We start from the raw sequence: 19,588 nt of genomic DNA on the forward strand, positions 1-19,588 counted from the left end.
GAGGATTTTATCGATGCGCGCGCTTCTGGTTTGCTCCACGGCCCTTGTGGCGGCTCTGCTTGCTGTTTCGCCGGAGGTCGCATCCGCCCAGATGAAGCTGTCGCCAAAGGCGACGGTGCCGGGCGGCCCCGAGACGCGCTATTTCACCTCGATCGACGGGCTGATGGACGGCAATGCCGACGTGATCCTGAAGGAGACGCGCCAGGGCAAGACGGTCACGGCCGCCGTGCTCGACGTCTGTTATCCGGTCGCGAAAAATTCCGACCGCAAGGATCGCTTCGTCGTCAATCTCCAGGTCGCCGGCCAGACGCTGACCGGCACGACGCAGAGCCTCGGCGCGAAGGCGCCCGTCACCGTCAAGCTGCTGCGCAAGCCGACCGGAGACACTTTCGAATTCCGCGGCCAGATTGGAATCGGCCAGGCCGTAACCGAGGTCACCTCGCCCGACAATTCCGATCTCAGCGAGAAGGAGTTTCTGGACAACCAGACCTCCGACGACGGCATCACGCCGCAGCCGAAGGACTTCACCGACGTCTCGCCGGAGGCGATCGCGGTCAAGGTCAAGCTGGATGCCGCGACCGAGTTCCTGAAGAGCCTGAAGGGCCAGGAGGTCGAGGTGACGCTGGCGAGTCTCACCGTCGGCTGCGACGCGTTGCGCGCCGGCGAGCAGACCATCAACATGTCGGTCGACCCGGAGCGCGCCGGCGCGCTGCTGGCAAAATTCAAGGCGATGCCCGGCGTCACCGCCGCGGGCTGGACCGCAGGCATGACCGAGATGGACCGCACCATCCGCTTCGCCGCGGCCGACTGGCGCGACGGCGACAAGATCAACCGCGACAAGCTCGCAGCCGCCGTGGCGGGCGTGCTGGGCCGGACGCTCGCGGCAAAGCCGGTCTCGCAAAACTTCAACCCGGCCACCGGCAAGCTCAAGCTGGTCTTCAAGCGGCCGAACCAGGATTTCCCAACGCTCGATCTGACCGACACGATCGAGGTCGCAGGGCTCATCTCGCCGGACAAGCCCGGCACGACCGACAAGCTCATGCTCTGGATCGGCAGCCCCGCCACCACGACCGCCGACGAGAGCAGCGGCGCCAAGCTCAATCTCTCGGACGAAGCTTCGGCCGACGAGGAGGGCGACCAGCCCGACGACAACGGCTCGGTCGAGGCGCTCGCTAAGGAATTGAAGGGCCAGCGCTGGGACGCCGACAAGTCGGTGTGGAAATAGACGGAGACACCACCTCAACCCCGGCGAAGCCTTTGGCGTAGCCGGGTCGCGGGGTATGACAGCGAGGCTAATTGCCGTTCGCGCGGAAGCGCAGCGGCTTGGGGCCGAGAAGCGTCAGCACATCGCCCTGGCGCTTCCAGGTCTCGACGCTGCCGAGCGCTGCGACGAGATCGTCGTCGGCCTGGGCCTTTGCCGGCGGGCAGGACCGGTCCTGGATCTGACCGGGGACGAAGATCACGGTGTTGCCGGCGACCGAGAACTGGCCCTTGCCGCCCTTGCACCAGAGCTCCAGCACGACCTCGCCATTGTCTCCAATCTCGATGTTCGGAATCCGCTTCGAGCCCGGCTGCGGCGACGCCTCCAGCGTCAGTTCGGTGCCGAAGGGAAAACCATCCTCCGCACGCGCGACAGTGGACATCGCAAGCACTGCAACCGTCGCACACACCATATGCCTGAGCGAAACCATGAAACCTCTCGAGCGACCTGATTTGCCGCACCTTTTATAAGACGGCGGCGCCATTGAGAAGGTTCGCCCATGACGGACGCAAAAATCCCCGCGGGGGTGAACCCCGCGGGGATTTGCGTCGAAGTGGAGCCTGTTACTTCAACACCATCGCCGTGAACGGCCAGACATAGGCCTGCAACGTCACGAGCACGCCGACGAGGCAGGCCAGCACGATCGAGTGCCAGAACACGAAGCGCAGGATCGTGCCTTCATGGCCGTACCAGTTGGTGGCGGTGGAGGCGACGACGATCGATTGCGCGTCGATCATCTTGCCCATCACGCCGCCGGAGGAGTTCGCCGCGCCCATCAGGATCGGCGACAGGCCGAGCTGCTCGGATGTGATCTTCTGCAAGTTCCCGAACAGCACGTTGGAGGCGGTGTCCGATCCCGTCAGCGCCACGCCGAGCCAGCCGAGCAGCGTACCGAAGAAGGGATAGAGCACGCCGGTTGCGGCGAAGGCGAGACCGAGCGTCGCATCGACGCCGGACAGGCGCGTCAGCGTGCCGATCGCGAGCATCGCCGAGATCGTGATCAGCGAGATCGCGCACAGCCGGATGGTGCGGGCGTACTCGGTCACGAGCTTGCCGGGACCGACGCCCATCAGGAAGCCGGAGATGATCGCCGCGATCAGCATGCCCGTACCGGTGAAGGACAGGTAGGTGAAGCCGAACACCGCGCTCTCCTTGGTCGGCCCTGGCGCGACCGGCGGCATCTTGTTGATCATCTGGTGCAACTCGGGAACGGGATAGTTCCAGGTGAAGATCGAGTTCGCCCAGGTCTTGAAGCCACCATTGCCCCAGACCAGCATCACGATGCAGACCATGATCCATGGCAGCAGCGCGCTGAAGAGTTCGCTTTGCGTCAGCGGTGTCTTGTCCAGCGGCTTTGCGGCGGCCATGGTGGAGGCCGATTCGTCGCGGCCGCGCAGCGCCGGCGACAGCCAGAGCTGCCTGGGCTGCCACACCTTCAGGAACAGGATCAGCGCGCCCATCGAGATCAGCGAGGCGCCGATGTCGACGATCCACGGATTGATGAAGTTCGAGATCACGAATTGCGGGACCGCGAACGACACGCCGGTGACGAGGATCGCCGGCCAAACGTCCTTCATGCCCTTCCAGCCCGCGAACGCCCACACCACCCAGAACGGCACGATCAGCGAGAAGAACGGCAACTGCCGTCCGACCATCGCGCCGAGAATGTAGGGATCGAGCCCGGTGACCGAGGCAAGGCCCTGGATCGGCGTGCCCAGCGCGCCATAGGCGACCGGCGCGGTGTTGGCGATCAGCGACAGGCCGGAAGCGGCAAGCGGCGAGAAACCGAGGCCGATCAGCACCGCGCCGGTGATCGCAACCGGCGTGCCGAAGCCGGAGGCGCCCTCGAAGAAGGCGCCGAACGAGAACGCGATCAGCAGCAATTGCAGCCGCCGGTCCTCGGTGACGCCGCCGACCGCGCGCTTGAGCAATTCGAAGCGTCCGGTGGTCACCGTCACCTGGTAGAGGAAGATGACGTTGAGAACGATCCAGCCGATCGGGAAGAAGCCGGTCACGACGCCGAGGATCGAGGCGCGGATCGACATGTTCACCGGCATGGTGAAGACGAAGATCGTGATCAGGTTGGCCACGATCACGGCGATGATGGCCGCGATATGCGCCTGGACGCGGCCGCTCGCGATCAGGACCAGCAGCGTGACGACGGGTACCGCCGCGGCGATCGTCGACAGCACAGGGTTGTGCAGCGGATCATAGATTTGATTCCACATGGTCTTCCTCCCCCACGCATGTGTGCCGCAGGCGGCCCGCGTGGACAGCCGAACCTGCTTGACGCTGGAAGCGATAACCCCCGAGCTGGACGCGAATTCCTCGCGAATGCGGCGGTTCCCGTCCGCTCACAAGCTCGCGAAGTCCCGAAGGCCCCCACCCCGCGCCGTTAAACCCCATGCTAGGGTTGCAAGCGCCGACAAGCCAACGCAAATTGCAGAACTTGCGACTTTAGTCTAAGCGCGCCCATTTCGGCCATTGCCTCAGCCATTTGGCTCCAGGCATTTGTGCACATCCCCTCAGGAGACAGAGCTCTGTGAAGAACATCAGCGCCACGCTCGCGATCGTCTGGCGAATCGCCGTCCCCTATTTCCGATCCGAGGACAAATGGGTCGGCCGCGGCCTGCTCGCCGCCGTGATCGCGATGGAGCTGGCGCTGGTCGCGATCGACGTGCTCGTGAACCAGTGGCAGAACCGGTTCTACAGCGCACTGCAGGCGAGCGACTGGGACGCGTTCGTCACGCAGATCTGGATTTTCGTCGCCCTCGCCTCGATGTTTATCGCGCTGGCGGTCTACAAGCTGTACTTGAACCAATGGCTCCAGATCCGCTGGCGGCAATGGCTGACCCGGCACTATCTGGGCGAATGGCTGCAAGGGGCCACGCATTACCGCATGCAGCTCAAGGGCGATGCGGCTGACAACCCGGACCAGCGCATCACCGAGGACGTCAAGAACTTCGTCGAGCAGACCCTGACGATCGGGCTCGGCCTGCTCTCGTCGATCGTGACGCTGTTCTCCTTCGTGATCATCCTCTGGGGTCTCTCCAACGCCGCGCCGCTGCACCTGTTCGGCACCGACCTCATGATCCCGGGCTATCTTTGCTGGGGCGCGCTGGTCTACGCGATCTTCGGCACCGCGCTGACGCACTGGATCGGCGCTCCGCTGGTCAACCTCAATTTCGAGCAGCAGCGCTATGAGGCCGACTTCCGCTTCCACCTCGTCCGCGTCCGCGAGAATTCCGAGCAGATCGCGCTGCTCAAGGGTGAAGGGGCCGAACGCGGCCGGCTCCTGGATCGCTTCGGCTCCGTGATCGGCAACTGGTACGCCATCATGAGCCGGACCAAGCGCCTCACCGCGTTCACCGCGAGCTACCAGCAGGCCGCCGTGATCTTTCCCTATGTGCTGGTGGCACCGGCCTTCTTCGCCAAGAAGATCCAGCTCGGCGACATGATGCAGACCGCATCGGCCTTTTCCAGCGTACAAGGCGCGTTGTCGTTCTTCGTCACGGCTTACCGATCGCTCGCGGAATGGCGCTCGATCGTCGCGCGTCTCGATGGCTTCGAGATGTCGGTCGATTCAGCCGCGAACCTGCCGGCACATGAGCCGGCGATCGCCCTCGAGGCCGCCGGCGGCGACCGCAATATCGGCCTCGAGCAGCTCTGCGTGAACCTGCCCAACGGCACGCCGCTGGTCGCCGCCGGCGCCTTCGCCATCCAGGTGCCGGAGCGCGTGCTGGTGACGGGGCCGTCCGGCTCCGGCAAGTCGACCCTGTTCCGGGCCATCGCCGGCATCTGGCCGTTCGGCACCGGCACCATCGTCGTCCCTGAAAGGGCGAAGCTGATGATGCTGCCGCAGCGCCCCTATTTCCCCGTCGGGGTTCTGCGCGATGCCGTGGTCTATCCCGCAGCGCCTGATACATTCGACGCCGCGCGCGTCCGGGACGCGCTGATCGCGGTCGGATTGCCCGACCTCGCCGAGCGGCTCGACGAGGACGGGCACTGGAACCGGATGCTGTCGCTCGGCGAGCAGCAGCGTCTGGGGCTCGCCCGCGCGCTGCTGCATGCGCCGGACTATCTGTTCCTGGACGAGGCCACCGCCTCGCTAGACGAGCCGTCCGAGGCCCGGCTGTACCGGCTGCTGACGGAGAGGCTGCCGCAAGCCGCCATCGTCTCGATCGGCCATCGCTCGACCCTCGATGCTTTCCATACCCGCAGGGTGACGATGGTGAAGGACGGCCAGATCCACGTCCTCGGCAAGAGCGGCGAGCCGATCCAGGCGGAATCGACCGTGGCGCGCTGAGGCGCAAGACGATCGCTATCGTAGTCGAAGGACCCCGATAAGGGCCTTTCCTTGCGGCCCATCCTTCGAGACGCCCGCCTTTGGCGGGCCCTCAGGATGAGGTCGGACTTCGCCGCAAAGTCCCAGATCCTCATGGTGAGGAGCGCCGCCCTTGCGGCGCGTCTCCCGGACGATGCTTCGCATCGCCTAGAAAACCATGAAGGCCCGGCACGATCGCAGCGCTCCAGGCCACAAAAAGCAAAAGGGCGGCAGATTGCTCTGCCGCCCTCAGCAAGTCGTTTCGGGAAGAAACTTACTTCAGGTTGGTCATCGCCGTCAGGTCGAACGACAGCTTGGCGATGCCGGCCGCGCCGCACCAGTTGGAGCCAGCGCCGCTCGGGTTGATCGGGGTGACGTTGGTGGTGCCGGTGGCATTGAAGGCGCTGGTGAAGGCGTTGCAATCACCCTTGTTCAGATCGGTGTCGGAGTAACGCAGATCCAGCGTGAACACCTTGTAGGTGAAGCCGATGCCGACGTTCCAGGTGTTGTAGTCCTTGTAGGGAATACCGTTGGCGAAAACGGTGCCGGCGCCGGTGCCGTAGAAGGCGTCCGAGGTGCCGAACCACTGGCGGCCGAACTCACCCGACACATACATGCCGACGCCCGAGGGACCGAAGACGGTGCTGGGCGCGGTGTACTTGGCAGTCACCGACGCGTAGTTGCCCCAGGCACCCGAGTTCAGGAAGTTCGGCGAGTAGTACTCGTTCACGCCGACGGCCCAGTTGTCGTTGATGGTGTAGTTCAGCTTGGCATAGCCTTCGAAGAAGCTGACGTTCTTCTTCATGACGTTGCCGTCGGCGAGGAAGATCGTGGTGGTGCTGACGGCGCAGACGTTGCCGCCGGGAACGCCGCCGGTGAGCACGTTGTCGGCGCAGCTTCCGCCCGGATACAGGTAGCCCCAGATACCGAAGTCGAAGGCGAAGGCGCCGAAGGTCGGGCGGATACCGCCGTAGACGTCGACTTCAGCCGCTGCGCGGTTGGCGAAGGAGATGCTCTCCGCGGACACACCGGCGTAAAGCTGGAGGTCCTTGGTGACGTTGTAGCGCGGCTCGAAATAAGCGGCGACCGACGGCTGGTGGTTCGACTGGGTCACGCCGCGGAAGATGTAATCGCTGACGAGCGCACCGCCGAAGGCGATGTCCCAGGGGTCGAAGGCAGCGACCGGCGGGGCCTTCTTGGCCTTCACCGCCATATCCGCCGCGAAAGCCGAACCCGTCGTCACCATTGCCAGCGCCGTTGCCAACAAAGCCACTTTTTTCATTTCGATCCCCATCACCAGTTCTCACCCAGTCGGTTTCCCGGAAGCCCCCCGGGGCGTACGACCCAACATCAAAAATTCATGACTGCGGCAATCTGGATCGGAGGATGTGAACCGTGAAGCAAAAAACGCGGGCATCTGCTGACTTTTTAGGCGTTCTGACGATTTCACGAAAGGTTGTCTGCCTGTGTGGCTTCTCGATCACATTATTTGCCCTCCAAAGGGCACTGGAGGACGGGGTTAGTACGGAGACCTGCAGTACCGTGCTCCGCGCGCTACGAATCGGGCTGGCGCCGGGGAATGGCGGCCTCCGGCAGCCACAGCCGCGATGCAGAAAGGCCGCAGCGTCGTCGCCGCGGCCCTCCTGCTGTCGATCGTGGTCGTTGGGTTGAAGCCAGCCCTGGCCCAGCCCCTGGCCTGACCGCGGGCCTGACCTTAGGCCTAACCCTGCCCCTCAGCCGGCGTCGGTTCCGCAGAAGACGAAGGCATCGCCCAGCTTGTCTCGGCGACAGGCTCGGGAGCCGGAGCTGCCACCGGCGCTGACGGCTTCGGCGCGGGAGCTGCCTTCGCCTTCTTCGGTGCCGCTTTCTTCGCAACCTTCTTGGCGGCCTTCTTCGGTGCGACCTTCTTTGCAGCCTTCTTGGCCGACTTCTTCGGTGCGGCCTTCTTAGCGGCCTTCTTGGCAGATTTCTTCGCTGACTTCTTGGCTGCCTTCTTCGTCGCCTTCTTCGCGGTCTTCTTCGCCGCTACAGCCTTCTTGGCCTTTTTTGCCTTCTTGCTTTTTTTCTTTTTCGCTTTCGCCATCGTGGTCCTCCTGTTGCCGCCGAACAATGGTCGATCGGACGTCTTTCCGCCGTCACCTCCGGACGAAAGCTCAGCTCGACGCGTTCAATGCCGGCCGCGACCCGCCCGTAGCCCAATCGAGAAGCTCAATCGTGTGTACGACCGGAACTGACGTGCCACTGGCAATCTGCACCATGCAGCCGATATTGCCCGCGGCAATCATGTCCGGCTTGACGCTCGCGATGTTGGCGACCTTGCGATCACGCAACCGGCCCGCAAGCTCGGGTTGGAGAATGTTGTAGGTCCCCGCCGAACCGCAACACAAATGGCTCTCGGGCACATCTTTCACCACGAATCCATTCTTGGAAAGCAATTCTTTCGGAAGGCCCGTGATTTTCTGCCCGTGCTGCAACGAACAGGCGGAGTGATAGGCGACGACGATGTTGTCGCCTATCGCAGTGGTCGCGAGATCGAGGCCGGCAACATATTCGGTGATGTCCTTGGCAAGCGCGGACACCTTCGCCGCATCGGCCGCGAACGCAGCGTCCTCGCGCAGCAGATAGCCGTAGTCCTTGATCACGGTGCCGCAGCCGGACGCCGTCACCAGGATGGCGTCGAGCCCCTCGCCGGCCGCTTCCGCCCGCCATGCCGCGATATTGGCGCGAGCCCGCGCCAGCGCATCGTGGTCGTTGCCAAGGTGATGGGTCAGCGCGCCGCAGCATTGCTCGTCCCTGACCAGGACGACCTCGATGCCGTGGCGGGTGAGAAGACTGATGGCAGCCTGGTTGATGCGCGGCGCCAGCACCTGCTGCGCGCAGCCCTGGAGCAGCGCGACCCGGCCGCGCTTCTTGCCAAGCGCCGCAAACACGCTGCCCGGGAGGGGGCCGGGCGACGGCAGCCGGTTCGGGGCCAGCGCCAGCATCGCCTTGAGGCGCTGGACCAGGCCCGGTGTCGCCGAGGGCCGCGGCGTCGGCAGGAATACGGCGAGCGGACGGGCCAGCCGCGCCAGCCACATGCTGGCGCGGAAGCGCCGCGGGTCCGGCAGGACGAAGGCCAGCACCTGGCGCAGCAGCCGCTCGGTGAGTGGCCGCTGATAGCGTTGCTCGATCCTGACCCGGGCCTGGTCAACGAGGTGCATGTAGTTCACCCCGGAGGGGCAGGTCGTCATGCAGGCCAGGCACGACAGGCAGCGGTCGACATGCTTGACCACCTCGGCCGTCGGCGTCTGGTCCTTCTCCAGCATCTCCTTGATCAGATAGATGCGGCCGCGCGGGCTATCGAGCTCGTCGCCGAGCAGCACATAGGTCGGACAGGTTGCAGTGCAGAAGCCGCAATGGACGCAGGCGCGCAGGATCTTGTCGGCCTCCGCGATATCGGGATCGGCAAGCTGCGCCAGTGAGAATTCGGTCTTCATGCCGCAGCGCCCCGCGTCAGCCGTCCCCGGTTGAGAATGGACTTCGGATCGAAACCGGCCCGCACCCGCTCGCTCAGGGCGGCGATGCCTGGCGCTTGCGGATGGAACACATCGACGTCGCGCCTGACATCCTCTGCCGCCCGGATCAGCATGGCATGCCCGCCGACCGCATTCGCACGCGCGCGCACGGCCGGTTCATGCGCGTCGCCCTTCGGCGGCAGTGCGGCCCAGATCAATCCGCCGCCCCAGTCGTAAATCACGTCGCCGCCGGTCTCGCGCGCCAGCTGGGTCCCGAGCGCCGCACCTGACGCCGGCGGACAGACGATCCGCCACACCGGCCAGGCGCCCAGCGCGCCGCCGGCCGCGAACGGCAGGACATCGCGGACGGTCGCCCACAGTGCCGCCGACGATGCGTCCTCGACCAGGGCCGCGGTTCCGAACGGCGCCAGCAATTCGCGCAGCGAACCGGCGCGGTGGGCGGCTGAAGCGGTAATGCCTTCGAGCCGCAGCACGGTCAGCGCTTCGCCCTGGCCCGCGATGTCGCCGAGCCCGTCGATCTTCGCCCGGAACGCGGATTTCGGCAGGTGGGCGGCGCCGGACACGTCGAAGGGCGAGCCGAGCGCCGCGGTCATCGCCTTGTTGGCGGCGGCATCGTCGAGCCCGCGCAGCAGCAGCGTCCGCTCGGCCTCCGGCTTCGGCATCACCTTCAGCGTGACCTCGGTCATCACCGACAGCGTGCCCCAGGAACCGGCCAGAAGCTTGCAGAGGTCGTAGCCGGTGACGTTCTTCACCACCTTGCCGCCGGTCTTGAAGCTGTCGCCGAAACCGGAGACGGCGTGCGCCCCGAGCAGGTGGTCGCGCGCCCCGCCCGCCCTGATGCGCCGCGGGCCGGCGAGGCCTGCCGCGATCATGCCGCCGATGGTGCCTGATACGGGCGTGCCGAGCAGCGGCGCGGTGTTCATCGGCTCAAAGGCGAATTGCTGGTTCTTGGCATCGATCAGCGACAGCACGTCGGCCAGCGGCGCACCGGCCTCAAGCGTCACGATCAGCTCGTTGGGCTCGTAGGAGGTGACGGCATTGAGCGCGGAGACGTCGAGCACGGCGTTGGTCGCCATCGCGTGGCCAATGCTGCGCTTGCTGCCATGACCGATGATCTCGAGCGGCTGCTCGTTGGCAATCGCCGCGCGCACCACCTCTTCGACGTCTTTGGCGTCTCTGACCTTGAGCGTATCCACGGGAAAAGGCGGTAGCGAAATTCGCCGCCAAAATCAAATGCAGCGTGACGCGGCGACCACCCAGCCGTGCAATGCCAGTGCGGCGTGCGACGAAACTCCATCAGGCCGGCTCCGCGACATCCGACGACAACGGTTCGATAAAGATCGAAGCGTTCACGACATCGACACTTCGATCACCGGCGAACCAAAGCCGACAGACCATCGCTACAAGCTTGCGCCGATCGCGATCGAGCCCAACCGACGGAGACACACATGGAGCGATCGACATATGCGCGGCCGGCGCCGCGCGTCCACGAAACATTCAGCCGCAGGTCGGTGATCACCGCCTTCGGTGCCGTCCTGGCGATTTATCTCTCGCCATGGACGTCGTCATCTCAAGCCCAGCAGCAAGGAGGAAAGACCATGAACCACTATGCCACGCAGAAATCCCTCAGCGACGCCGTCGACGGCGGCGGCCTGCTCGTCGTCGCGCAATGGGAGGCCAAGCCCGGCGAGGCCGACAAGGTCGCCGCGATCCTCGACCGCTTCCTGCCCGAGGCGCAGCGCGAGGACGGCGTCAAGCTGTTCCTGATCTCACGCGCCAGGGAGAATCCGGCCCAGTTCCTGTTCTACGAGCTGTTCCGCGACGAGGCCGCTTTCAAGGCGCACCAGGAGAGCGGGCACTTCAAGACGTACATCGCCGGCGAAGCCCTGCCGCTACTGGCAAAGCGCGAGCGGGCGCAATACGGGCTGCTGTAAGCGTTTCGGAGGGAAGAGGTTTGCATCGCAAGCCCCTTCCCTCCGCGCGAGCGCCTAGAACCGCGGAATGTCCGGAAACGCCAGCTTGCCCGCGTGCACGTGCATGCGGCCGAGCTCGGCGCAGCGGTGCAGGGTCGGAAACACTTTTCCGGGGTTGAGCAGGCCCTGCGCGTCGAAGGCGCATTTCAGCCGCTGCTGCTGGTTGAGGTCGATCTCGCTGAACATCTCCGGCATCAGATCGCGCTTCTCGATGCCGACGCCGTGCTCGCCGGTGAGCACCCCGCCGAACTCGACACAGGCGCGCAGAATGTCAGCGCCGAAGGCCTCGGCCCGCTCGATCTCGCCGGGCTTGTTGGCATCGTAGAGGATCAGCGGGTGCAAATTGCCGTCGCCGGCGTGGAACACATTGGCGCAGCCGAGCTGGTATTTTTCCGATAGCTCGCGGATGCGCGCCAGCGCCTTCGGCAACGCACCGCGCGGGATGGTGCCGTCCATGCAGAGATAGTCGGGCGAGATGCGGCCGACGGCCGGAAACGCGGCTTTCCGGCCCGCCCAGAACAGGTTGCGCTCGGCCTCCGAGGTCGAGATCTGGCAGGTGGTCGAGCCGCAGGCATTGGCGATGGTCTCGACGCGCGTGATCAGCTCGTCGACCTCGATCTTGGGACCGTCGAGCTCGATGATGAGCAGCGCCTCGACGTCGAGCGGATAGCCGGCATGGACGAAGGCTTCCGCGGCGTGGATCGCGGGCTTGTCCATCATCTCCATGCCGCCGGGAATGATGCCGGCGCCGATGATGCGTGCCACGCATTCGCCGGCCGCTTCGACCTCCGCGAAGCCGACCATCAGCGCGCGCGCCGTCTCCGGCTTTTGCAGAATGCGCACCGTGATCTCGGTGATGACGCCGAGCAGACCTTCGGAGCCGGTGATGACGCCCATCAGGTCGTAGCCGGCGTTCTCGCACCCCTTGCCGCCGATCCGCAGGATCTCGCCGCTCATCAGCACGATCTCGCAACCCAGCACGTTGTTGGTGGTCATGCCGTATTTGAGGCAGTGCACGCCGCCGGAATTCTCCGCGACATTGCCGCCGATCGAGCAGGCGATCTGCGAGGACGGATCGGGCGCGTAATAGAAGCCGGCATGCGCGACCGCCTGGCTGATCGCCAGATTGGTGACACCGGGCTCGGTGACGACGACGCGGTTGTCGAAATCGATCTCGCGGATGCGCTTGAACTTGCCGAGCCCGAGCAGCACGCCGTCTTCGAGCGGCAGCGCGCCGCCGGACAGCGAGGTGCCGGAGCCGCGCGGCACCACCTTGATGCCCTGCCTGGCACAATATTTCAGGACGAGCGAGACCTGCTCGGTCGTATCGGGCAGCACCACGACCATCGGCGGCTGGCGATAGGCGGTCAGCCCGTCGGATTCATAGGCCCGCATCTCGGCGGCGCTGTCGATCACGCCTTCGCCTGATACGATTGCGCGCAAGGCGGCGACGATCTCGCTGCGACGCGCCAGCACTGCCTGGTCGCTTGCGGGCATCATGATGGCCATATTACGAAGCCTTCGTCCGACGGAGGGAATTGTCCCGGCAAATCAATCATGTCTTGCCGTCTTTGGGTAGGTCCTCCGAAGGTCGCATTGCATTGTTGCAGCGCAAGTTCTCTCTGGGGCAAGTCTGCTATCAGGAAACCTGTCAAGGATTCGCGGCTTGTCCACTTGCCCTGGACCTGCCAAAACCACGACCCTCCATCTGACCCGGGAAGAGACGAAGAGCACCCTTATGACAAAACTGACTTTCGGCGCGCTAGTTGCCCTCGCCATGACTGCCGCAGCGTCCACCGCCATGTCTTCCAAAGCGATGGCGCAGGACGCCGCCGCGGGCAAGACGTCGTTCAACAAGTGCCTGGCCTGCCACGCAATCGGCGAAGGCGCCAAGAACAAGGTCGGCCCCGAGCTCAACGGCCTCAACGGCCGCAAGTCGGGAACTGCGCCGGACTACAGCTATTCGGATGCGAACAAGAATTCCGGCATCACCTGGGACGAAGCCACGTTCAAGGAGTACATCAAGGACCCCAAGGCCAAGATCCCCGGCACCAAGATGGCGTTCGCCGGCATCAAGAACGAGACCGAGATCAACAATCTCTGGACCTTTGTCTCGCAGTTCGACAAGGACGGGAAGATCAAGCAGTAAGCGCGCGAGAGGCGGCCGCCAGAGCTTCGGTTCTGATTGAAGCAGAGCCGAAGCTCCGGCTTCTTGTTTGGACGCGTTTTCTTCACGCGAACCGGTATCCGCTTCGCTCGAAAACGCTTCAGTCGGCGGCCGCCTGCGCGGGCACGATTTTCCCGATCATCGTCTCGATCTCCGTCTTCACCAGATCCGGCACGGCGTTCTGCACCATGTGGCCGAGATCGGGCAGCACGATCAGCTTTGCATTCGGCACCTGAGCTGCGAACGGGCGCGCGTGGATATTGGTCTTCACCGTCTTGTCGGGCTCGCCGGCGATGATCGTGACCGGGGCCGATATTTCGCCATAGCGCGCGGCTTGCCCAGCCACCGACGCCTTCAACGTCACCAGATCATAGGCATTGGCGATGAACTCGCGCGGCCGCAGCAGCAGCGGCGTCGCGGAGTGCTGCACGAAACCATCGGGCATGGTCTGCGGCAGGAACACGTTGCGCGCGCCGGACTCGGCGACGAAATACCCGAGCGGCAGCGTGATGGTGTAGGCGAGCAACGGGCCGATCACGGGCATCGCGATGAGCTCGTTGTAGCGGCCGACGCCGCCGCGCCAGGGATGCGTGACGGGCGCCAGCATCACGAGGCCGGCGACGCGGCCCCGATGATCGAGCGCGAGGCGCGCGCCGAGCGCCCCGCTCCAGGAATGCACGACGAACACCGCACGATCGATTCCGAGCTTACGAAGCGCCTCGTCGATCATCCGCGCCTGGATCTGCGGCGTCGAATCCTGCCGCCGCGCGCGCGTGCTCCAGCCATGGCCGGGACGGTCGATCAGGATGACGCGATGGTCTTTTGCCAGGAGATCGCCGAGCGGGCGTCGCATCGCTTCGAGATTGGAGCTCGCGCCGTGCAACATCACGACCGGCAGGCCTGAATCGCGCGAGCCGATGTCGACGACGTGAAGCGTCGCGCCATCGACCTCGATCATCCGGCCCTGTGGCGGAAAGGCGCGTTGCACGGCGACGATTCCGGCCTGCGTGACCAGCGCCAGCAGAACCAGCGCCGTCACGACTGTCATCACGATCATGGAGAGAATCCGGACGTAATAGGGCACCTGGCAATTACGGGCGTGGCACGCGGCAGTTTCGCCCCAGGCGCTTCAGCACTTCCACCGGAAATGAGGGGCTGTGGATATGTGCATAATCGAGAGCCAGAAAAACTCAATAGAATCAATCTAATTCCTGATTGCGCGCAAGCTTCGGACCAGCTTCATGCGGTCGTCATAGCGGTTTCCATATAATCGCCATGGTCGGTTCCGCCATTTAGGCGCGGGTGGGCGCCGATCCTCCTCGCGACCTCAGGGGATGCGGGACAGGCCGGCAGGATTTGTCCTGATTTGAACCGGAGAATTTCGATGAGCTTCAGATCGAACGACACTGCAATCGACGAGATTGTCGCAAGCTGCAACGGTGACCTGCGCGGCGCCGTGCGGGCGCTGCTCCTGATCAACGAGCATCTCGAGGCGGAGCTCGCCAGGGCTTACGCCGCAGTGGCCGATCGCGGCCTCGCCGAGCGCGGCGGCGCCGCCCTGCATTAGGTTGCGGGCCGGACCTAGTCCGTCTTGTCCGCGTCCTTTTCGTCGTCGGGACTGACCGCGGGACAGGCGCGGATGGTCGAGCGGGCGAGCTTGGCGTCGGCCCTGGACTTGTAGGGACCATCGCCGAACCAGATGTCGCCGATGATGACCGGATTGCTGGTCACGATGTTGCATTTGCCGGTGGCGCGGTTGCCGACCACCCAGAACAGTCCGTCGGCGAGACTCACCGTTCCCGACGCGAGCAACAAGCTACCCGCAAAAATCAAACGCTTCATGGCTTTGCTCCTGCCATGCAGGTAGGCCTGCGGCCGCATTGACGATACCCCAGCTCATGCGACGCGTGTGATCGTGGTTAATCCGCGTGCGCCGCAATCGCTCGGGAAATGATCAAACTATCCCTTTGCGCTGGTGCGGCCCTTCGGGTCCGGATCGTGCTCTAGATGTCGCGGCCTTCGACCTTTTCGGTCAGCGCCTTGACCTGATCGGGGATCTTCTCGAGGTGCGGATTGACGGCGAGCGCCTTGCGGTAGGCCTCGAGCGCGCGCTTCTCGTCGCCGACCTCCTGCATGATCATGCCGAGCCCCGCGAGCGCGCCGAAATGGCGGGGTTCGCGGATCAGCACTTGCTGGATGTCGGCGAGCGAGCGGCCGTAGTCGTTCTGCATGTAGTAGAGCGTGGCGCGCCGGTTCCAGGCCTCGATGTAGTCGGGCCTGAGCTTGATGACCGAATCCAGCAGCTTGATCGCGACGTCGATCTTCTGCGCGTCGACCGCGGTCTTGGCCCGCGCCATCAGCAGCGAGGCGGTATCGCTCGGGGTCTGGAGCCAGATCGCCCAGATCCGCGCCTCGACATGCTTGGCGCTGACATCGTCGGGCGCCGCCTTCAGCGCGCCGAACAGGAAATCGAGATTTTTGGTGCGATCGACCTTGGGCAGCTTGGCCGGCGCTTCGGGAAGCTTCTTCTGCTTGCCGGGCGGGGACGGCGGCTCAGCCTGCTGCGCCGCGGCCGGAGCGAGGCCGGCGGTTCCCAGGGCAAGGGCCAGACACAGGGTGCGCGCGAAAGGGAATCTCACTGCCAGGACTCTCAATGCCATGACCGCAGTCTAGACGCGCAAAGCCGCCCTTGCAAAGCAAAGGCGGCGTCAAACTCGTGTGAGACCGTGGTCTTGCGGGGCGCGCGAAGGCGACCGCGAGGGCAAACTCAGCCCTGGCGAGCCTTGAAGCGGCGCTGCACCTTGTTGATCACATAGACCCGGCCCTTGCGGCGGACCAGGCGGTTGGCGCGATGGCGACCGCGCAGCGATTTCAGCGAGTTACGGACCTTCATGGCGGAATCCTGAACGTTCGAAAGGCCGTGTTCGGCACTACCGTTTCGGCACGCGCGAATGTGGCAAAATGAGATTTTTCCCGCTGGCGGACGACCGCCCGGGACGGGGCGGTTCTTAAGGCATGGCGGGAGGTCATGTCAATGTTAACTGCCCGGTTCCGAACCGGCAAATTCGCGAAAACAACCCCATGCACAGTAGAAGCGGCCGGATCGGCCCGATCTGCCCCATCGGAGGCCAGGCACAGCAAAGACTTTTGCGGGCTGCGGTTTTGCTTCCAGCGACGCCTTGCCAAATTCGTTATATCATATAATCAATTTGGCAACCCGTCGGGAGGAAACCAATGCCGAAGCTGAAGCTGCCCAACATCGACGATGTCGTCGCCATCGACATCCACACCCACGCCGAAGAGCCCTGCGGCTGCCACGCTGACGACGGCTATGACGACTTCCAGGCGCAGATGGCGGAGTACTTCAAGTCGCCGAACAAGCATCCGCCGACCGTGCCGGAGACCGCGGCCTACTATCGCTCCAAGAACATCGCCGCGGTGATCTTCCCGGTCGACGCCGAGCGCGAGACCGGTTTCCGCCGCTACAACAATTACGAGATGCTGGAGGTCGCCTCCGATCATCTCGACGTCCTCATCCCGTTCGTCTCGATCGACCCGCACAAGGGCAAGCTCGGCGCGCGCGAGGCGCGCAAGCTGATCGAGGAATACGGCGTGCGCGGCTTCAAATTCCATCCGACCATGCAGGGCTTCTACGCCAACGACCGCATGGCCTATCCGCTCTACGAAGAGATCAACAATGGCGGCGCCATCGCGCTGTTCCACACCGGCCAGACCGGCGTCGGCTCCGGCATGCCCGGCGGCATGGGGATGCGGCTGAAATATTCCAACCCGATGTACATGGACGACGTCGCGGCGGATTTTCCCGACCTCAAGATCATCCTCGCCCACCCCTCCTTCCCCTGGCAGGAAGAGGCGCTGTCGGTCGCGACCCACAAGCCGAACGTCTACATCGACCTGTCGGGCTGGTCGCCAAAGTACTTCCCGCCGATCCTGGTGCGCTACATCAACTCGATTCTCCAGGACAAGATGCTGTTCGGCTCGGACTGGCCGGTGATCACGCCGGACCGCTGGCTGTCGGACTTCGCCAAGATCGACATCCGCGACGAGATCCGGCCGAAGGTGCTGAAGGCCAACGCGCGCAAGCTTTTGGGCATCTAGCGCGGACGCTGAGAAGGCCGCTGGCGTGGCAGGGCAACGCTCGAGCTGCCGACGGCAAGGAGACCGCCAGACGGCGGTCTCCGGAAGTTCACCACGCCTGATCAGGCAGCTCGCTTGAAAGCCTCCCGCGCCGCCTCGTTGGCACGATCAAAGGCAAGGCGGGTCTCCGCCAGGGCCGCCATGAGTGCGGACCATGAGTGGGTCCCCGCCTCTCTGAGCTTCTCCAGTTTTTTCTCCGCCTCGATTGCATCGGCATTCATGCGCTTCAGGGCTGCGTCGATGTCGCCGCGGCGCTCGGACGCAAAGTTCTTGGCATCGCTGCCGAGCTTGTCGGCGGCTTCGCGCCACGCCTTGAGCTGCGCTTCGGCCTGAAGCTTGAACGTCGCCTGTTGCTGCTCGATCTGCTTGCCGAAGCTTTCGACGTATTTTCCGGCCTCGGTCTCGAACACGCGCCAATCGGCTTCCATCCTTGATTTTGCCTGGGTCCAGGCGGCCTCGCCGACCTCCGACTGCTTCTTCACGGTGTCGCGGAATTCGTCGCGCTGCTTGCAGAGATCCGCCAGAACCTTCGTGGCCTTCTCACGCGCTTCCGACTGCACCTCGGAAGCCCTGGCTTCGAGCGAGGTCACCGTTGCTTCCATTTCGTCAAGACGCTCCTTGGCCCAGTTGGTGAAGAAATTGATGTTGTTTTGCGTGACCATTGCTTCGTGTCCATGGTTCGAATGGTACCGCCCCAGTTTCCCGACTAACACGCTGCGCCACGCGCGTTCTTGACGTGAGTCAAGCAACGTCGCCGAGCTGATGAGGGCTTCGATGCCGAGGACAGAAACCCTCACTTGCCAGATCAAGCGCCAGCCCGGGACTCAAGGATTTGTAGGTCGCGAGCGGCGCCTGCGCCATTGCCGGGTGCGCGAGCATCAACAGGACGGTGGCCGCAAGCAGGGTGCGAGCGAGCATGGTTTCTCCGACGTGAGCTGGTCGACGTCGACTTTAATCTAGGGCGTGTACTCTTAACGCGCAGAAGTCCGGTCTTGAAGGCTTGGCGGAAATGTTCCGCTCGGTCAGCGCATTGCCGCTGATGACCCGATTGAGACATCCTCTTGACGGTCGGGCGATGAAGAACGCGGTCTGTCGGCTGAGCCATCAAAGGCCCATGTACGCCCAAGAGGGAGTACCACCATTTTTCTATCGCGATTGGCGGCCATGAGGTTGTTATCGTCTTGTCGGAAATGGCAAAAACCCTCACCCTTGGTTCGGCCAGTTCATTCCGACATTGCTTTGATGAAAAGCTAGGAGGGAACATGCGCAAATATGTCCGTGGTACCTTCGTCGCCGCGCTAGGTCTTGCTTTTATCGGTGCGGCCCTCAGACCAATTGCAGCAGAAGAGCCTTACAAGGCTCAGCTCGACGCGTTGCGCAAATCGCTGGAGAAATATCAGGACTACAAGGTAGCCGTGCGCGACCTCTACCTGTCGACGGTGGGCTGCGTGCACTATTCTGGCGAGAAAGTTCCGCACCACATGGAGTATGCCAAAGGCGCTATGGGAGTGCACTTTGCCAATGTCACAGTGCAGGGCGCTCCCGATCCGATGAAGCCCAACGTATTGATCTACGAACCTGTGGGCAAGGAATTGAAGCTCGTGGCTGTTGAGTGGTTGGTGCCTCTAACGGCAGATACCAAGCAGCGCCCCTCTCTCTTCGACCAACCCTTCATGGGCCCGATGGAAGGACACTGGCCGCTCATTCCAAAGGAGTTTGTGCATTATGATCTGCATGCCTGGTTGTTCAAGGACAACCCGCTCGGCATGTTTGCGCCCACCAACCCGAATGTTAGCTGCGAGGGCTACGACTTTTCCCTGCTGGAAGAGCCGACCATGATGGTGCCGGGCCCATAAGCCAATCGCGAGGTCGGCTTCTGGCCCATCAGCGAAGTGGTAGCACGCCTCATTGAGGTCCGTTCAATGGGGCATAGCGGACTGAGCTTGCTCACGTTGAGTTTTTCGCGTTTTGACCCCACAGAAGGCACGGCATCGGGCCGGGCAGATGTCGGCCTCGACCCGCTTCGGACATCGCGGTTTGGCAAACAGGGCAGTAAGACTCCCGGGCGCATCACGAGGCAATATGAAGCGGCGGGAGTTCATCGGGCTGGTTGGTGGTGCAGCTGCTTCGTCGGTTGTGGCGCATGCAAACTTTTTCCGCTTTAGCGGGCGCTAAGCGGGATGGGCAAGT

At 63.9% G+C, this 19,588-nt stretch carries 19 protein-coding genes; 7 read left to right on the plus strand and 12 right to left on the minus strand.

The window, feature by feature from the left end; all coding sequences use genetic code 11:
• Positions 1 to 13 precede the first annotated feature (13 nt).
• A complete protein-coding gene (locus tag WN73_RS24870; protein ID WP_028174611.1) occupies positions 14 to 1,225 on the plus strand; it encodes a hypothetical protein in 1,212 nt (403 codons plus the stop codon).
• Positions 1,226 to 1,292: 67 nt separating this feature from the next.
• Here the strand turns inward: WN73_RS24870 and WN73_RS24875 are convergent, their stop codons facing one another.
• Positions 1,293 to 1,691, minus strand: a complete 399-nt coding sequence (locus WN73_RS24875) for an META domain-containing protein (RefSeq protein ID WP_028174610.1) — start codon at positions 1,689 to 1,691, stop codon at positions 1,293 to 1,295.
• A gap of 133 nt (positions 1,692 to 1,824) precedes the next feature.
• Positions 1,825 to 3,489 (minus strand): L-lactate permease, encoded by a 1,665-nt coding sequence (locus WN73_RS24880; RefSeq protein WP_011090268.1) that lies wholly within the window; start codon positions 3,487 to 3,489, stop codon positions 1,825 to 1,827.
• 314 nt (positions 3,490 to 3,803) lie between these two features.
• Here WN73_RS24880 and WN73_RS24885 point away from each other — a divergent pair, with 314 nt between their 5' ends.
• Entirely contained in the window at positions 3,804 to 5,567 is a 1,764-nt protein-coding gene (locus WN73_RS24885; protein ID WP_271555266.1) for an ABC transporter ATP-binding protein/permease, read from the plus strand.
• A gap of 292 nt (positions 5,568 to 5,859) precedes the next feature.
• On the opposite strand, the gene WN73_RS24890 is transcribed toward WN73_RS24885, so the two are convergent.
• From WN73_RS24890 to WN73_RS24905, 4 genes are all read right to left on the minus strand, one after another.
• The gene (locus WN73_RS24890) at positions 5,860 to 6,867 is read right to left on the minus strand and encodes a TorF family putative porin (protein WP_028174608.1); all 1,008 of its coding nucleotides are present in this window, start codon (positions 6,865 to 6,867) and stop codon (positions 5,860 to 5,862) included.
• A 438-nt stretch (positions 6,868 to 7,305) separates the two neighbouring features.
• Positions 7,306 to 7,668, minus strand: coding sequence for a histone (locus tag WN73_RS24895; RefSeq protein WP_271555267.1), 363 nt, complete (start codon positions 7,666 to 7,668; stop codon positions 7,306 to 7,308).
• Between the two features lie 70 nt (positions 7,669 to 7,738).
• Complete coding sequence (gene glcF / locus WN73_RS24900) at positions 7,739 to 9,061, minus strand: glycolate oxidase subunit GlcF (RefSeq protein WP_271555269.1); 1,323 nt, start codon at positions 9,059 to 9,061, stop codon at positions 7,739 to 7,741.
• Complete coding sequence (locus WN73_RS24905; RefSeq protein ID WP_028174606.1) at positions 9,058 to 10,296, minus strand: FAD-binding protein; 1,239 nt, start codon at positions 10,294 to 10,296, stop codon at positions 9,058 to 9,060. Before WN73_RS24905 ends, glcF begins: the two co-directional genes overlap by 4 nt.
• A gap of 252 nt (positions 10,297 to 10,548) precedes the next feature.
• Between WN73_RS24905 and WN73_RS24910 the strand changes: the two genes are divergently transcribed.
• Positions 10,549 to 11,034, plus strand: a complete 486-nt coding sequence (locus tag WN73_RS24910; RefSeq protein ID WP_074077533.1) for a putative quinol monooxygenase — start codon at positions 10,549 to 10,551, stop codon at positions 11,032 to 11,034.
• Between the two features lie 54 nt (positions 11,035 to 11,088).
• Here the strand turns inward: WN73_RS24910 and WN73_RS24915 are convergent, their stop codons facing one another.
• Positions 11,089 to 12,582: an FAD-linked oxidase C-terminal domain-containing protein gene (locus tag WN73_RS24915; protein WP_028174604.1), complete on the minus strand. Its 1,494-nt coding sequence runs from the start codon at positions 12,580 to 12,582 to the stop codon at positions 11,089 to 11,091.
• 229 nt (positions 12,583 to 12,811) lie between these two features.
• Between WN73_RS24915 and cycA the strand changes: the two genes are divergently transcribed.
• Positions 12,812 to 13,222 carry a cytochrome c-550 CycA gene (gene cycA / locus WN73_RS24920; protein ID WP_011090276.1) on the plus strand — a complete coding sequence of 137 codons (411 nt, stop codon included), beginning with the start codon at positions 12,812 to 12,814 and terminating at the stop codon, positions 13,220 to 13,222.
• A 118-nt stretch (positions 13,223 to 13,340) separates the two neighbouring features.
• Here cycA and WN73_RS24925 read toward each other — a convergent pair whose 3' ends face one another.
• Positions 13,341 to 14,297, minus strand: a complete 957-nt coding sequence (locus WN73_RS24925; protein WP_271555273.1) for an alpha/beta fold hydrolase — start codon at positions 14,295 to 14,297, stop codon at positions 13,341 to 13,343.
• 327 nt (positions 14,298 to 14,624) lie between these two features.
• On the opposite strand from WN73_RS24925, the gene WN73_RS24930 reads away from it, so the two are divergent.
• Positions 14,625 to 14,807 carry a hypothetical protein gene (locus WN73_RS24930; protein ID WP_161536757.1) on the plus strand — a complete coding sequence of 61 codons (183 nt, stop codon included), beginning with the start codon at positions 14,625 to 14,627 and terminating at the stop codon, positions 14,805 to 14,807.
• A gap of 14 nt (positions 14,808 to 14,821) precedes the next feature.
• Here WN73_RS24930 and WN73_RS24935 read toward each other — a convergent pair whose 3' ends face one another.
• From WN73_RS24935 to ykgO, 3 genes are all read right to left on the minus strand, one after another.
• Positions 14,822 to 15,082: a hypothetical protein gene (locus tag WN73_RS24935; protein ID WP_060912896.1), complete on the minus strand. Its 261-nt coding sequence runs from the start codon at positions 15,080 to 15,082 to the stop codon at positions 14,822 to 14,824.
• A gap of 161 nt (positions 15,083 to 15,243) precedes the next feature.
• Entirely contained in the window at positions 15,244 to 15,900 is a 657-nt protein-coding gene (locus WN73_RS24940; protein ID WP_442868806.1) for a tetratricopeptide repeat protein, read from the minus strand.
• A 107-nt stretch (positions 15,901 to 16,007) separates the two neighbouring features.
• On the minus strand, positions 16,008 to 16,133 hold the full coding sequence (ykgO, locus tag WN73_RS24945; protein WP_006611362.1) for a type B 50S ribosomal protein L36: 126 nt from the start codon (positions 16,131 to 16,133) through the stop codon (positions 16,008 to 16,010).
• Positions 16,134 to 16,474: 341 nt separating this feature from the next.
• Between ykgO and WN73_RS24950 the strand changes: the two genes are divergently transcribed.
• Positions 16,475 to 17,359 (plus strand): 4-hydroxyphenyl-beta-ketoacyl-CoA hydrolase, encoded by an 885-nt coding sequence (locus WN73_RS24950; protein WP_011090280.1) that lies wholly within the window; start codon positions 16,475 to 16,477, stop codon positions 17,357 to 17,359.
• 101 nt (positions 17,360 to 17,460) lie between these two features.
• On the opposite strand, the gene WN73_RS24955 is transcribed toward WN73_RS24950, so the two are convergent.
• The gene (locus WN73_RS24955; RefSeq protein WP_333924775.1) at positions 17,461 to 18,207 is read right to left on the minus strand and encodes a hypothetical protein; all 747 of its coding nucleotides are present in this window, start codon (positions 18,205 to 18,207) and stop codon (positions 17,461 to 17,463) included.
• A 453-nt stretch (positions 18,208 to 18,660) separates the two neighbouring features.
• Between WN73_RS24955 and WN73_RS24960 the strand changes: the two genes are divergently transcribed.
• Complete coding sequence (locus tag WN73_RS24960) at positions 18,661 to 19,254, plus strand: hypothetical protein (protein ID WP_028174598.1); 594 nt, start codon at positions 18,661 to 18,663, stop codon at positions 19,252 to 19,254.
• The last annotated feature ends 334 nt before the right edge of the window (positions 19,255 to 19,588 follow it).

Source organism: Bradyrhizobium sp. CCBAU 45394, from assembly GCF_028128655.1.
Taxonomy (GTDB): Bacteria; Pseudomonadota; Alphaproteobacteria; order Rhizobiales; family Xanthobacteraceae; genus Bradyrhizobium; species Bradyrhizobium diazoefficiens.